Source organism: Variovorax sp. RTB1 (assembly GCF_035018765.1).
Lineage (GTDB): Bacteria > Pseudomonadota > Gammaproteobacteria > Burkholderiales > Burkholderiaceae_C > Variovorax.
The window spans coordinates 60,383-75,473 of sequence record NZ_JASJXG010000024.1 but is presented as its reverse complement, the minus strand read 5'-3'; the positions used below and the strand labels follow the sequence as shown (position 1 = coordinate 75,473).

General features: G+C 65.8%; 11 protein-coding genes. 8 read left to right on the top strand and 3 right to left on the bottom strand.

All coding sequences use genetic code 11. The features are described 5' to 3' along the window. Together QN397_RS15905 and QN397_RS15900 are read left to right on the top strand one after the other, a co-directional pair. The coding region (locus QN397_RS15905; RefSeq protein ID WP_323501414.1) for a neutral zinc metallopeptidase at positions 1-829 on the top strand (829 nt) is incomplete at its 5' end. A 116-nt stretch (positions 830-945) separates the two neighbouring features. Continuing rightward, positions 946-2,490: a DEAD/DEAH box helicase gene (locus QN397_RS15900; RefSeq protein WP_323501413.1), complete on the top strand. Its 1,545-nt coding sequence runs from the start codon at positions 946-948 to the stop codon at positions 2,488-2,490. Positions 2,491-2,548: 58 nt separating this feature from the next. On the opposite strand, the gene QN397_RS15895 is transcribed toward QN397_RS15900, so the two are convergent. Beyond that, on the bottom strand, positions 2,549-3,394 hold the full coding sequence (locus QN397_RS15895; RefSeq protein WP_323501412.1) for a symmetrical bis(5'-nucleosyl)-tetraphosphatase: 846 nt from the start codon (positions 3,392-3,394) through the stop codon (positions 2,549-2,551). A 23-nt stretch (positions 3,395-3,417) separates the two neighbouring features. Here QN397_RS15895 and QN397_RS15890 point away from each other — a divergent pair, with 23 nt between their 5' ends. Continuing rightward, positions 3,418-4,734 carry a hemolysin family protein gene (locus tag QN397_RS15890; protein WP_323495339.1) on the top strand — a complete coding sequence of 439 codons (1,317 nt, stop codon included), beginning with the start codon at positions 3,418-3,420 and terminating at the stop codon, positions 4,732-4,734. A 40-nt stretch (positions 4,735-4,774) separates the two neighbouring features. Here the strand turns inward: QN397_RS15890 and QN397_RS15885 are convergent, their stop codons facing one another. Next, entirely contained in the window at positions 4,775-6,586 is a 1,812-nt protein-coding gene (locus QN397_RS15885) for an acyclic terpene utilization AtuA family protein (protein ID WP_323501411.1), read from the bottom strand. 291 nt (positions 6,587-6,877) lie between these two features. Here QN397_RS15885 and QN397_RS15880 point away from each other — a divergent pair, with 291 nt between their 5' ends. From QN397_RS15880 to QN397_RS15860, 5 genes are all read left to right on the top strand, one after another. Then, entirely contained in the window at positions 6,878-7,684 is an 807-nt protein-coding gene (locus QN397_RS15880) for a TIGR03084 family metal-binding protein (RefSeq protein WP_323501410.1), read from the top strand. Further along, entirely contained in the window at positions 7,681-8,580 is a 900-nt protein-coding gene (locus QN397_RS15875) for a phosphatidylglycerol lysyltransferase domain-containing protein (RefSeq protein ID WP_323495335.1), read from the top strand. Before QN397_RS15880 ends, QN397_RS15875 begins: the two co-directional genes overlap by 4 nt. Positions 8,581-8,754: 174 nt before the next feature. Next, positions 8,755-9,684, top strand: coding sequence for an ABC transporter substrate-binding protein (locus tag QN397_RS15870; RefSeq protein WP_323501409.1), 930 nt, complete (start codon positions 8,755-8,757; stop codon positions 9,682-9,684). 1 nt (position 9,685) lies between these two features. Continuing rightward, positions 9,686-11,323 carry an amino acid ABC transporter permease/ATP-binding protein gene (locus QN397_RS15865; protein ID WP_323501408.1) on the top strand — a complete coding sequence of 546 codons (1,638 nt, stop codon included), beginning with the start codon at positions 9,686-9,688 and terminating at the stop codon, positions 11,321-11,323. Then, positions 11,320-12,561: an acetamidase/formamidase family protein gene (locus QN397_RS15860; RefSeq protein WP_323501407.1), complete on the top strand. Its 1,242-nt coding sequence runs from the start codon at positions 11,320-11,322 to the stop codon at positions 12,559-12,561. The genes QN397_RS15865 and QN397_RS15860 overlap by 4 nt, the downstream gene beginning before the upstream one ends. Here the strand turns inward: QN397_RS15860 and QN397_RS15855 are convergent. Continuing rightward, a complete protein-coding gene (locus tag QN397_RS15855; RefSeq protein WP_323501405.1) occupies positions 12,548-14,986 on the bottom strand; it encodes an acetamidase/formamidase family protein in 2,439 nt (812 codons plus the stop codon). The two genes, QN397_RS15860 and QN397_RS15855, sit on opposite strands and share 14 nt — an antisense overlap. Positions 14,987-15,091 lie beyond the last annotated feature (105 nt).

The following is a 15,091-nucleotide window of genomic DNA, read 5'->3' as shown; positions in this document are numbered from 1 at the left end:
GGGCGGGGGCGGCGGTGGATTTCCGATCGGCGGTCGCAGTGTCGGCATCGGCACTGTGGCGGTGGCGCTGATCGCAGGCTGGATTTTCGGCATCAATCCGCTCACCGTGCTCGGTTTGCTGACGGGTGGGGGCCAGGCTCCCCAGGTCCAGCAACAGCAAGGCCCGGCCAAGGCGCCGCCGTCCAGTGATCGCGAAGCCTCGTTCGTCTCGACCGTTCTGAAGAACACCGAAGTCGTCTGGACGGATATCTTCCAGAAGAACGGCGGCACCTACCACGCGCCCAAGCTTGTGCTGTTTCGCGGCGTCACGCCGACGGCTTGCGGCACCGGCCAGTCGGCGATGGGCCCGTTTTATTGCCCCGGCGATCAGAAGGTCTACATCGACCTCGGCTTTTACGACACGCTGAAGAACCAACTCGGCGCGCCGGGCGAGTTCGCGCAGGCGTATGTCATCGCGCACGAGGTCGGCCATCACGTTCAAGACGAACTCGGCATCACGGGCAAGGTCGACGGAATGCGCAGCCGGCTGAGCCAGACGCAGAACAACGCGCTGAGCGTGCGCGTCGAATTGCAGGCCGATTGCTTCGCCGGCATCTGGGCGAACAAGTCGCAGCAGTCGAAGAACTGGCTCGACCCGGGCGACATCGAGTCGGCGATGAACGCCGCGCAAAAGATCGGCGACGACGCGCTGCAGCGGTCGGCTGGCCGTGCCGTGGTGCCCGACAGCTTCACACACGGATCAAGCGCGCAACGGCAGAAATGGTTCGGTGCCGGCTACCAGAGCGGCAGCATCCAGTCGTGCGACACGTTCAATTCAAAGAGTCTTTGACGTCTTCGAAAACGCTTCGATGGACGCCGCGATGAGGCCGCCCCCTTAACCGCAAAAAGCCGTGTCTCAGCGCTGTCATCAGTGTTTTTTGCGGCGGTGCGACAATAGAGGGCTCAATGACAAGCTCCTTTTCCAATCTTTCGCTGGCTGAACCGCTGGCGCGCGCCGTAGCCGAAATGGGCTACGAGACCATGACACCGATCCAGGAGCAGGCGATTCCGGTCGTGCTGTCGGGTCAAGACGTGATGGGTGCCGCCCAAACCGGCACCGGCAAGACCGCAGCGTTTGCGCTGCCCTTGCTGCAGCGCATGCTCAAGCACGAAAACTCATCGACCTCGCCCGCCCGGCATCCGGTGCGTGCATTGGTGCTCCTGCCGACGCGTGAACTCGCCGTGCAGGTCGCGCAGCAGGTCGAGCTCTACGCCAAGTACACCAATCTGCGCAGTGCGGTCGTTTTCGGCGGCATGGACATGAAGCCGCAGACGCTCGAGCTCAAAAAGGGCGTCGAAGTGCTGGTGGCAACGCCCGGCCGGCTGCTCGACCATATCGAAGCCAAGAACGCGGTGCTCAACCAGGTCGAGTATGTCGTGCTCGACGAGGCCGACCGCATGCTGGACATCGGCTTCTTGCCCGACCTGCAGCGCATCCTGAGCTACCTGCCCAAGCAGCGAATCACGCTTCTGTTTTCGGCCACTTTCTCGCCCGAAATCAAGCGGCTCGCCGGCAGCTATCTGCAGAACCCGGTGCTCATCGAAGTGGCCCGGCCCAACGAAACGGCATCGACCGTCGAGCAGCATTTCTACAGCGTGAGCGACGACGACAAGCGCCGCGCGCTCAAGCAGATCGTCAAGCAACGCGGCATCACGCAGGCCTTCGTCTTCGTCAACAGCAAGCTGGGGTGCGCCCGTCTGGCCCGGTCGCTCGAGCGCGAAGGCCTGAAGACCACCGCATTGCACGGCGACAAAAGCCAGGACGAGCGGCTGAAGGCGCTCGAATCGTTCAAGAAGGGCGAAGTCGATCTGCTGGTGTGCACCGACGTGGCGGCACGTGGTCTCGACATCAAGGACGTGCCGGCTGTTTTCAACTTCGACATCCCGTTCAACGCCGAAGACTACGTGCACCGCATCGGCCGCACCGGTCGTGCCGGCGCGTCGGGTCTCGCGGTCAGCTTTGCCAGCGGCGGTAACGATGCACGGCTTGTCGCTGACATTGAAAAGCTGATCAAGACCAAGATCGAACTCGAAGCGATCGAGTTCGAAGAAGACACTCCCCGAGGTCGCATCAACGACGGTCGCCGTCATTGGCGCGAAGAGGGCGAGGCCGGCGATGCACGCGATGTGCTCGACCAGCCGCGCGCAAGGACTGACGGTGATAGCGGCAGCAACTTCGAGTCGCGCGATCGCAGTGATCGTGGCGGTGAGTGCAGCAACGAGCGTTTCAGCGAAGCGCGGCCGCCGATGCGTGGCGGCGGGCGTCCGCACCGGGGCCCCGCCATGTCGCGCGACCCGTTCTTCGACAAGCCGTACGAACCGGGTCAGCCCGACGCAACGCCGGCATGGGAAGCCGCTGCGAAAGCGGCGCCTTCGCGCGGTATCTCGAGCAACATCAAGACCAAGCGCAAGGTCGCTGCGCTGTTCAAGACCAGCGAACCGACGACCTGAACGCGCAGCAACCGGGTCGGCGGACCCGGGCAAATCTGCAGCGATCGCAAAAGCCGGGCTAGACGCCCGGCTTTTGCGCTTCTGCGCACTGCACCTGAATCAACTCCCGCTCGTCCAGCGTGGCGCCGATGCGCACCGCGCTCAGGCAGCCGCCCCAAACGCAGCCGGTGTCGGTCGACAACAGGTCGGGCCGCGAGACGTAGCCCAGCGTCGACCAGTGTCCGAACGCCAGCGTCGCCGCAGCGGTCTTGCGACCGGGTACGTCGAACCACGGCATGCAGCCAGCCGGCGCTGTGTCGGCACTGTCTTTCGCGTCGAAATCCATCACGCCCGCCGCTGAGCAGAAGCGCAGCCGCGTCAGCGCGTTGACGATCACGCGCAGTCGCGCACTGCCGGCGAGTGTGTCGCTCCACTGCGCCGGTTCGTTGCCGTACATCGTCATCACGAACTCGTTGAGCGCCGGACCGCGCAGCACGGACTCGACCTCGGCGGCCAGAGTCAACGTATCGGCCACGTTCCATTGCGGCAACACGCCGGCGTGCACCATGAGCAGATCCTTGCCGCCGACGGTGCGATGCAGCGCCATCGATTGATGTCGCAACCAGTCGAGCATCTCTTCGCTGTCGGCCGCGGCGAGCAGCGGCGCCAGCGTGTCCTTGCGGCCGGCTTTGCGCGCGCCATGCGCGATACCGAGCAGGTGCAGGTCGTGGTTGCCGAGCAGCGCGTTGGCGGCATTGCCGAGCGCGTGCACGCGGCGCAACACGGCGGCCGATTCGGGTCCGCGATTGACCAGGTCGCCGAGCAGCACCACGTTGTCGCGGCTCGCGGAAAAGTCGATCTTGTCGAGCAGGCGCTGCAACGCTTCGTCGCAGCCCTGCACGTCACCGATAAGGTAGAGTGCCATGCTTCCCATTCTCACCCGCGTCCATGGATGTCCTTCTGCTGGCCTTGTTGACCACGCTCAACGCGTTGTTCTCCATGTCCGAAATGGCGCTGTCGACCAGCCGGCGTGCACGGCTTGCGGCCATGGCCGAATCGGGTGACGCCGGCGCCGCTGCGGCGCTCAAGCTGATGGAAGACCCCACGCAGTTTCTGTCGAGCGTCCAGATCGGCATCACCTCGATCGGCATGCTCAGTGGCATCGTCGGGGAGGCCGCTTTCGCAGCACCTTTGTCGGTCTGGATGGAAAGCCTCGGCATGCGTACAGGGACAGCAAGCGTCGCGTCGACCGCGGTCGTGGTCGCCTGCATCACTTTCTTCACGATCATCTTCGGCGAGCTCGTGCCCAAGCGCATTGGCCAGCTCTATCCCGAGCCTGTCGCGCGCTTCGTGGCGCGGCCGATGCGCTGGCTTGCCAAGGGCGCCAAGCCGTTCGTCCTGCTGCTTTCGGGTGCGACCGCGGCCATTCTCAAGCTGCTGAAGATCGACACCAACTCGGCCCGCGTGGTGACCGAAGAAGAAATCTCCGCCAGCCTCGAAGAAGGCGTCGATGCCGGCCTCATCGAGCAGCACGAGCACCAGATGGTGCGCAACGTGTTCCATCTGGACGATCGGCGTCTGTCGTCGTTGATGATTCCACGCGGCGACATCGAATGGCTCGAAGCCTCCGGTACCGTGGCGTCGAGTCTGCAAAACGTGGCGGCTGCCGGAGCGCTCAACCTGGTGCACTCCTGGTATCCGGTGTGCCGCAACTCTCTGGACGACGTGGTCGGCGTGATCAGCGTCGCACATCTGTTGCGCCTCGGGCCTGCCTACGAAGGCTCGATCGAAAGCGTGGCCCAGCCAGCCTCGTTCGTGCCAGAAACGCTGACCGGCATGGAGCTGCTGGAACAGTTTCGCGAGCGCGCCGGCCGCCTCGTTTTCGTGGTCGATGAATATGGCGTGGTGCAGGGGTTGATGACGCCGCGCGACCTGCTCGAAGCGATCACCGGTGAGCTGCAGCCCGGCATGCAGACCGATGCCTGGGCGACCGAGCGCGAAGTGGGCGTGTGGGAACTCGACGGCCTGATGCCCGTGTCGGAACTGCGTGCGCGCCTCGCCATTCGCGAGTTGCCCGATGAAGACCGCGGCCGCTACAACACCGTTGCGGGCCTGCTGATGTCGGTGTCGGGACAGTTGCCGAAGGTCCACGAGATCATCGAGTGCGCGGGCTGGAGTTTCGAGGTGCTGGCGCTCGATGGCCGGCGTATCGACAAGGTGCTGGCGCGTGTCGACGTGCCGGCGCAAATCACCGGCAAGCGCTGAGTCGCACCGCAGCGCTCGCGCAGCCAGCAGCGACGGGAGTTCAGCCGCGCGGTGCCGGCAAGCTGTCGGCCACCGATGCCGGCACCTCGATGACGATGTCCAACAGCATCTGCGCCATGCCCTTGCCGAGCGGGTCCATCCGCATCGACGAGGGTCCGCCGCCATCGAGCGCATCGTGCAGCAGTAGATTGAGCGACGCGGTGCCGGGCAGGTAGAAGCGTTCGAGGCGGCCATGCACCATGTGCGCGAAGTAGTCGCCCACGGCCTTGTCGCTCAACCGGTTCCACAGCAACGGCAGCCATTCGGGTCGGCGCGCAATGACACCGATGTTCGAGAGGTTGCCCTTGTCGCCGCTGCGTGCATAGGCCAGGTCGATCAGCCGCACTTCGCGTGAAGCGCCACCCAATTCTTTCCACGCTTCAGGCGCGCCGACATCAGGCGTCGCACCGTCCCCGGCACCTTTGCCGATCGATACCGTTTGCCGCTCGCCATCGATCACGAAAGCCACCGGCAAGGCCTGCTTGTCGAGCAGAAACGAGAAGAGCTTGATCAACGGCGACACCGCCGGCCGACCGCCACCGGGGCTGGTCGTGCCCGGCGCCCATGAGGTGCCCGATGGTGAGATTTCCTGAGCGAAGATCGCCAGCGCGGCCTTCAGCGGATGGTTCGCGACCACGCGCATCATCACTTCGCGCGACGGCCGCACGCGTGATTGCGCGCCGTAGGAAGACTCCGATCCGACGACTTCGATGTACGTCGAAGTGAACGGCGGCATGCCGCCCTCGCGCAGGATGTCGCTCACGCGCTCGATGATCGCTTCGGCGGTGCGACGCGCTTTCTTGTCGGCGTCGATGCCGATGATGACCATGCTGCCCGCGCACCGGAAGCCGTCGAGTTGAGTGGCCGAGACCTTGTAGAACGGCGTCGGCGCGCGTCCCTTCGCCGGGCTCACCCGCACGCGGTTCTCGCCCTGCTGCTCGATCGTCACATCGCGAAAATCGCAGCACACGTCGGGCAGCAGATAGGCGCCCGGGTCGCCGATCTCGTAGAGCATCTGCTCGGCGACGTTGGCGCGAATCACCTTGCCCCCCGTACCTTCGGGCTTGGTCACGACGAAGCTGCCGTCCGCGTGGCATTCGATCACCGGATAGCCCATATGGGCCCAGTCGGGGATGTCTTCCCAGTCGGTGTGCAGACCACCTGTCGCCTGACAGCCGCACTCGATGATGTGGCCCGCCAGGCTGCCGGAGGCCAGCAGGTCGTAGTCGGCATCCGTCCAGCCGAACTCGTGCATCAGCGGGCCGAGCGTCACCGCGCTGTCGACACAACGCCCCGTGATCACCACTTCGGCGCCGGCTACGAGTGCGGCGGCGATCGGTGTCGCGCCGAGGTAGGCGTTGGCGCTCAGCACTTTGTCGGGCAGCGACTCGCCGGTGAACATATCCTGCACGCCGCGCGCGCGCAGCCCGGGCATGTGCATGCTGACGTCGTCGCCTTCGACCACCGCGATACTCAGCAAAATGCCCTCGGCCGTTGCCAGTGCCTGCAACGCGGCCGCACAGCCGTGCGGGTTGATGCCGCCAGCATTGCTCACCACCTTGATGCCTTGCCGCTTGATTTCGGACAGCACCGACTTCATCGCGATGTCGACGAAGTCGGTGGCGTAGCCCATCTCGGGCTTCTTGGCCCGCGCCGAAGCCAGGATCGACATCGTGGTCTCGGCCAGGAAGTCAAACACGAGGTAGTCGAGCCGGCCGAGCTTCACCAACTGCGGCGCGGCGACCATGCTGTCGCCCCAGAAGCCCGAAGCACCGCCGATGCGTACGACTTTGTTCGTTACGTTGTCTCTCATGGGGGTGGTCTCATCGATGAAAGCATCCGGCCAGCCTAGCGACGCACCGCCTGCAATGCTTGCGCCGAGTCGCTGACCGCAGCCACTGCGCGCAAGACCTTGGCGCGCACCCACGCTAGCCTCTTTGAAACAACGGAGACCTGCATGGAATTTCGTTCCGCGCCAGCATCCGCGACTTGGTGGCGCGCGAGATCACGCCCTTCGTCAAGGTACGGCAGCTCGGCGTATAAAACACAACGCGATCAGACAACGCAACCACGACAAGCGCGGCACGACGCGCACAGACCCAAGATGAAGCAAACGAGTGACGACCTCCGCAACGAATACCGCGACCTGGCCGACCTGGTGCGGACGCTGACGCCTGCGCAGTGGCGACTGCGAAGTGACTTCTACGGCTGGACGCCGTGGGACGAAATTGCCCACCTGTGCTTCTTCGACGAGACCGGCCTGCTGTCGGCCACCGACTCCGACGCGTTCGCCGCCGACACCGCGACGTTGAACGCCACGCTCGCCACGGGCAAGGAAATCAGCGCCATCGCGCGGGAGAAGTACGGTCACCTCGACGGCGCGGAACTGCTCGCGTACTGGGAACCCCTTTCGACGCAACTCGTCGATGCGCTGGCAGCGCTCGACCCAAAAGCCAGGCTACCGTGGTACGGCCCGACCATGAGCGCACGGTCGTTCGCGACGGCGCGTCTCATGGAAGCCTGGGCGCACGGGCAAGACGTGTGGGACGTCGTCGGCCGCCGGCGACCGGCTACCGACCGGCTGCGCCACATCGCCCACATCGGTGTCACGACCTTCGGCTGGAGCTTCGTGAACCGCAAGCAGCCGGTACCGGCCGTCGTGCCCTACATCGAGCTCTATGCACCCCAAGGCGGCGTCTGGACGTGGGGCGATGCGGCGTCGTCGGAGACCATCCGCGGGCCGGCAGATGACTTCTGCTTGCTGGTGACGCAGCGCCGCAATCTGGCCGACACTGCCCTGCGTTACAGCGATGGATCGGCACGCGACTGGCTGCGGATCGCGCAGTGCTTTGCCGGTCCACCGGCCGACGCGCCCGAGCCCGGCGTGCGGAAGGTGGCGGCCACCGCTTGACGCACGGCGTGCCGATCGAACTCGGCCTGCAGCCGCGCATCGATGCGGCGCTGGCTGCGTTGCGTGAGGGCAGTGGCGAGCACTGCTTGTCGGACCACGCGTTCTCCAATCTGTACCTTTTCAGGGCGGCGCACGACTACCGGTTCGTCGATGGTGACTGGCCTGGCATCGCCGGCCGCGCGTATGACGGTACGCGACACTTCATGCCGTTGTTCGTGCCGCGTTGCGCGCCGCTGGACGTGCTGTCGGAACTGATCGAAGCGCACGGATGTCTCTTTCCGGTGGCAGCGCGCGATGCGGCCGAGCTGCCGGACAACGTCTTCGTTGCGACCGCGTCGGCGGACGATGCGGACTACCTTTACCAAGCCGAAACCTTCGTCGACTATGCCGGCCGCCCGTTGGCGAAGAAGCGAAATCTGGTGCGTCAGTTTCTGGCGCAGCACGAGCCATCCTGCCGGCCGTTCGGACCCGAGCTGGTCGACGCTGCGCGCAGCGTGCTGAAAGGCTGGTTCACGCACAAGGGCAAGGCGCGGGGCGAGGCCGACGACGATGCCTGCCTCGAAGCGATCGACAACGCCGCACGCTTCGGGCTCGAAGGATTCGTTCACTTCGTCGGCGACCTGCCGATTGGTTTCGTGTTGGCGCAGGAGCTGCAGCCGGGCGTCTTCGCGATGCGATTCGCGAAGGGGCTCGACAGTCACGTCGGGATCTATCCGTATATGTTCCAGCACTTCTGCAAGCACTTTGCGCGCGAGGTCGCCTGGCTCAACTTCGAACAAGACATGGGGCTTACCGGGTTCCGGCGCAGCAAACGCTCGTATCAGCCGGCGGCACTGCTGCCCAAATGGCGTGTCGCGTTGGTGCATCAAGCCGAAAAGTCCGAGCCAGCGCCTTAACGCCGCGCATAGCAACCCTGTTTCGACAGGCTGACCGACGTGGACGCCTGCACAAGCAGTCGTGCGCCTACACACAAGTGCTGCCCCGGCCCCTCGCCTACGCTCTCATGGTGCGCTGCAGCAAAGCTGGCATGGTGCCAGCCGCTTGCGTCGTTTTTCCAGGAGTCTCGGACTATGCAAAACCTTTCTCTCCCGTCCGGACGCTCTGTCCGGCGCCTTCCCGCGCTGGCCCGTCTGCGCGGCGTGGCAGTCGCGGCCCTGAGCCTGTCGGCCCTCGCGATGGCTGCCACCTCGGTTCATGCCGAGGTCGCCAAGGTCCCGGCCGAATGCAGCGCGCTGCAAGCCAAGTACCCGCAGTTCAAGGGCAAGACACTGGTCAACGCGATCAATCCGCACACCCCCGGCTACGAGACCATCGACCCGAACAATCCGGACAAGTACATCGGCTTCGACATCGACCTGGGCGAGACCCTCGGCGCCTGCCTGGGCTTCAAGGTGACTTACAAGGCGGTGACGTTTGCGGCGCTGCTGACCACGCTGGAATCCGGCCAGGCCGACATCGTCATCTCCGACATCTACGCCACTGAAGAACGCGCCAAGGCGGCCGACTTCATCACCTACTCGAAGGTCTTCGACGGCGTGCTGGTGGCCAAGGGCAACCCGAAGAAAATCACCGGCATCAACGCCTCGATGTGCGGTGCGATCGCCGCCGAGAACACCGGCTACGTCGAAGTGCCGCTGATCCAGGCGCTGGCCCCCGCGTGCAAGGCGGCGGGCAAGCCCGAGCCGGAAATCCAGCTCTACGACAACAACCAGAACTGCATCCAGGCCATCCTGGCCGGCCGTGCCGACACCTACGTCAACGATGTCAACACGGTCGACAGCGCCGTCAAGGCCTATCCGGACAAGTTGGAAAAGGCGCTTGCGGTGTCGATTCCCTACTCGGTCGGCATTGCAGTGCCCAAGGGCAAGACGGACTTCCGTGATGCGGTGATGGCGGCGCTGGTGACCTTGCAGAAGGCCGGCATCCACACCGAGTTGCTGAAGAAGCACGGCATGCCCGTCGAAAACCTCGAGGCTCCGCGTCTGCTCGTGGCGAAGTGACATGGAGTTGTTCCTCCACTACCTCACCTTGCCCTACCTGATCCAGGGCATCGTTTTCACACTCGGGGCCACCGCGATCGGGCTGGCGGGCGGGGTGGTGGTGGGACTGCTGCTGGCGGCGATGCAACTCAGCCGCTTCAAGCCGCTGGCCGCGTTCGCGCGTGGCTATGCGGTGATCTTTCGCGGCACGCCGCTCATCCTGCAGTTCGTGTTCGTCTACGACGCGCTGCCGCATGTCGGCATCAAGCTGCCGGGGCTGCTGGCCGCCGGGGTGGCGCTGGCGTTCAACGAGGCCACCTTCATCGCCGAGATGTTCCGCTCCGGCGTGCTCGGTGTGGACCGCGGCCAGGTGCTTGCCGGCCAGGCACTGGGGATGACGCCGCGCGTGCTGATGCGCCGCATCATCGCGCCGCAGGCCTTGCGCTCGATGATCCCCGCGATGGGCAACGAGGCGGTCAGTACGCTGAAGAACTCCTCGCTCGCCTCGATCATCGCGGTGCCCGAGTTGACGCTCCGCAGCACGCAGCTGGCGTCTTCGACCTTCGATTTCTTCTCGATCTTTTTTGCGTCCGGCCTGCTGTACCTCGGGTTGACCGGAGCGATCAGCCTGGTGCAGTTGGCGCTCGAATCGCGCTTCAATCTTGACCGCCCGGCGAGGTCGACGGGACTGGCGCGCTGGCTGCCACGGCGCCGCGTGGCACTACCGATAGCAAGCCAGTCGACCCTGGAGGACACCGGTGCGGCGTCGTTGGCTGAGCCTGAGAGCGAGATGCCCCCCACGCTGGTGGTGTCGACCACCGATCGTGCCGCCCGCGCCGCACGGCTGGCCGATGCGCCGGTCGCGTTGCGCATCAACGGCGTGTCCAAGGCGTACGGCCCGCAGGATGTGCTGAACGACCTGAGCCTCGACGTGCAGGCTGGCGAAGTGGTCGCGCTGCTGGGCCCGAGCGGCTCTGGCAAGAGCACGCTGCTGCGCTGCATCAACCACCTCGAAAGCTGGGACGCGGGCCAGATCCACGTCGACGGGCACCGCCTGGGCTACCGGCCCGACGGCCAACTCATGACCCCCAGCGACCTGGCTCGCGAACGCGCCCGCCTGGGCGTGGGCATGCTGTTCCAGCAGTTCAACCTGTTCGCGCACCTGACGGCCCGTGAAAACGTGGCCGGCCCGCTGCGCTGGGTGCACGGCTGGACGGCCGAGGCCGCTGACCGGCGCGCGCTGGAACTGCTGAATCGGGTCGGCCTGGCGCACCGTGTCGAAGCGCTGCCGCGCCACCTGTCCGGCGGGCAGCAACAGCGCGTCGCCATCGCGCGGGCACTGGCGCCGGGGCCGAGCGTGCTGCTGCTGGACGAGCCCACTTCGGCGCTCGACCCCGAACTCGTCAACGAGGTGCTGGACGTGATCCGCCGCCTGGCCGTCGAGGAAGGGCTGACGATGATCATTTCGACCCATCAACTGCGCTTTGCCGCCGAGGTGGCCGACCGCGTGGTCTTCCTCGCCGGGGGCCGCGTCGTCGAAAGCGGCCCGGCGCTGGACGTTCTGCAGAACCCGCGCGCCCCGGCGCTCGCCCGTTTCCTTCGCGTGATGGCCGCCGACGTGCTGCCGTCCACCCCTTCGCCTGCCAACGACCCCACATGAAGCACCACACCCTGAGCGTCTCCCCCCAGACCGTCCACTGGGGCTATTTCAGCAAGGCCGTCGCGCCCTCGCTCGTCGTGAAGTCGGGGGACAGGGTCACCATCGAGACGCTGACCCACCATGCCAACGACGACTACGAGCGCATGGTCGCTGGCGACCCCGGCGCTGAATCGGTGTTCGCCTGGACACGCGAGCACAAGGCCGTGTCCCGGCGCGGCGCCGGCTCGGTCACGGGGCCCTTCAAGCTCGGCGAGGGCGAAGGGCTGGGCGTGCACCTGCTGACGGGACCGGTGGTCATCGAGGGCGCCGAACCCGGCGACGTGCTGGAGGTGCGCATCCTCGACGTGCGCCCGAGGCCCAGCTGCAACCATTGCTACGCGGGCCGCTGCTTCGGCTCGAACGCGGCCGCGTCCTGGGGCTTCCACTACCGCGACTTGATCGAGGAGCCCAAGCCCCGCGAAGTGGTCACCATCTTCGAGCTGGACACCTCGGGTGAGCCCTTCGCCCGCGCGGTCTACAACTACGTGTGGACACCGCAAACCGATCCCGACGGCGTGGTGCACACCAACATCGACTATCCCGGCGTGCGCGTCGACCACACGCTGGTGCGCAAGCGCGAGAACATCCTGCGCAACGTCAAGGTGCCGGCTCGCCTGCACTTCGGCACGATGGGCCTGGCGCCGTCGGAGTCCGACTTCGTCAGCTCGATCCCGCCGAGCTACACCGGCGGCAACATCGACGACTGGCGCATCGGCAAGGGCGCGACCATGTACTACCCGGTGGCGGTTCCCGGCGCCTTCTTCTCGGTCGGCGATCCGCATGCGGCGCAGGGCGACAGCGAACTCGGCGGCACCGCCATCGAGACCTCGCTGACCGGCGACTTCGAGTTCATCCTGCACAAGAGCAACGAGTTGGGCGGTACGATCCTAGAGGGCCTGGACCACCCGCTGCTGGAGACCGACGAGCAGTGGTCGGTCTACGGCTTCACCTACCCGAACTACCTGGAGGCCCTGGGCACCGACGCACAGACGCTGGTGGCCGGTCACTCGTCGCTGGACCCGGCCATGCGCGACGCCTTTCGCAAGTTGCGCCGCTTCCTGATGACGGTGCACCGGCTCAGCGAGGACGAGGCGATTGCCCTGTTGTCGGTCGCGGCGAACTTCGGCGTCACGCAGGTCGTGGATGCCAACTGGGGCATCCACGGGTCGATTCAGAAGAGCATCTTCAAGGACTGCTGAGCGGGCTGTTGACGGAGGGCGCAGCCTGCGCCCGCACGCGACCCGCGAACATCGATTTGCGGATCACCGCGTGCACGCCCCAGTTGCCGTCGACCACTTGCGTGACCCCGAAGTCGACCGCCACCGACATCAGCGAGATCGCCTCGTCCTCGGTCAGCCCCATCGCGGTCATCAGGAAGCGCCGGGTCTTGCGGAAAGCATCGCGCATGGCCGGGTCGAGCGACGACTTTTCGTAGATCGCACTGCGTGCCTTGTCGCCGAACTCCTTCAAATAATCCGGGTGGCTGAAGCCGTGGATCACCCACTCGTCGGCCGTCTCGACCAGCGGATAGTCGATGTCGGCAAAGGGCTCGTCGCGCAGGTTTGCAGCCTTGTGCAGCACGATCTGGAAGACGCCCGTCAACGAGCATTCGATGGCCGTGCCGCACAACTCGCTGTCGCCCTGCGAGGCGTGCGGGTCGCCCACCGACAGCAAGGCGCCGTCGACTCCCACCCGCAGGTACAAGGTTGCGCCCTTGGCGATGCGCCAGTTGTCCAGGTTGCCGCCGAAGCACGAGGGCGGGATCGAGTCGACCAGACCAGTCTCGGCAGGCGCCACGGCGATCACGCCGAAGTGCGGGCGCACGGGGATCGTCACGCCTTGCAGCACGCCGTGGTTTTCGACGATCGAGGCCCGGTCGATAGGGATGCCAGGGTAGTCGATGGTCGGGTGCAGCACGCCGTTCGGATCGCGCTGGGGGGTCCAGCGAAAGTTGTAGACCGCGTGAGCGCAGGGCTGGTCCTGACTGCAATCGACTTCGTAGATCGTCACCACCTCGCGCTGCTTCGGCTCCTCGATCAGGTCGTCGTAGTGAAAGCCCCACCATGCTGCGGCGTTGCTGCCGAAGGCGCGGCCCTCGTACCTGGCACTGGCCGCGAGGCGCGGCGCGAGATCGAGGATGCGCACCTCCAGCACGTCGCCCGGCTGCGCGTCCTTCACGAAAATGGGGCCGGTGCAGATGTGCACGCCAAAGCCCTCGCCACTGCCGCGACCGTAGATCGACGCGTCAGTCGGGCCCGCGCCGCGCCGGTCCACCGCCTTGTGCTCGGCGGTCCAGTGGAAGACGCTTTCGGCCCCTGAATCGCCCTTGATCATGCGTTCGTGGTCGTCGTAGGCGTGCTGGGTCAGCGTCTCGATGGTGACGATGTCGCCGGACTCGATGCGCAGCACCGGCGGGATCGAGCGGCTGAAGTAGCCCCAGTGGATGGTCTGCGCGTTGGCCGGAAGGTGATGGTGGCGACCGGCGCCGATGCCGGTACTGATGACCGTGCTGATGGCATTGGTGGACGTCCCGTCGACGCAGGATGAGTCGACCGCGCGTCTCGCAGCAACCGTGTCGGTGCCCGCACTGGATGCAACCGGGTCCGCCGCCGGCGTCTCGAAATAGCCCGATGGCCAGCCGCGCTTGATGCGCTTGCGCAGCGACTGCTGGCTCACCTCGTTGGCCTGCTGTCGGTACTGTCGTGGCGACATGCCGTAGCGGTCGCGGAACGAATGGCTGAAATGCGCCGGATCGTTGAAACCCCAGCGAAAGCAGATGTCCGAGATCGACAGGTGTCCGTACTGGCGATTGGCGAGGTCGGCGCGGCAGCGTTCGAGGCGGCTCTGGCGCAGGTAGGCGGTGAAGGTCTGGCCGAGGCCTTCGAACAGCTTTTGCACCAGCCGCTCAGACAGGTGCTCGTGGGCCGCCACACCGGCCACCGTCAGTGATGGATCGCTCAGGTTCGCATCGACGTACTGGCACAGCCGGCGCACCGTGGCAGCGCGCGTGCTGCTGATGGCGGACGAGGCCGGCAAGGCAAGGTCGCGCCGTGCCGCCATGCTGGTCGCGATGAATTCGGAAAGAGCGGACTCGACGGGCGCGATGTCGTCGTCATCCAGCGTGTCGAAGGCGTCGGCCAGCGCGGTCAGCGTGCCCGCGAACATGCGGCCCAGGCCCGCGCTGCCGCGAAGGTGCCCGAGCGCGAAAGCATGGTCACCGGGCAGCCGAGTTTTAAGGCTGGCGCCGGGCATCGACACCATGAACTGACGGAAGTTGGACCGAAAGTCCAGGTCGGCCTGCGCATGCGCCGGCCCGAAGACGATGTCACCCGGTGCCAGTTCGATGGTCTGCTGACCATGATGCAGCGCGGCATCGCCGCCCATGTGGAGCGCGAGCCAGACCGCATCGGCTCCCGCGCCCAAGCGTTGAATCGTCTGCGGTGAAGAAGTGATCCGCGCCATTTCGACACCGCGCGCCGTGCGCCGCGCGGTCAGCGTGCCGTAGAGCGGCGCCGCTGCAGGTGCCATTTCAGGCCGGAGGCTGTGCAACTGCAAAGCCTCGCGCCATGCATGAGGCCGCTGGTGCACCGGGTAAGAGTCGGTCGTGAATTTTTCCAAGCGCATGGCGGCGGTTTCCTGGTTGCCTGTCCATGTCGCGCAAGACACGTGCCACATGCCATTCCCCCGACTGGCACGCAACTGGCTTGCCACGCGGTCTGTCAAACTCAC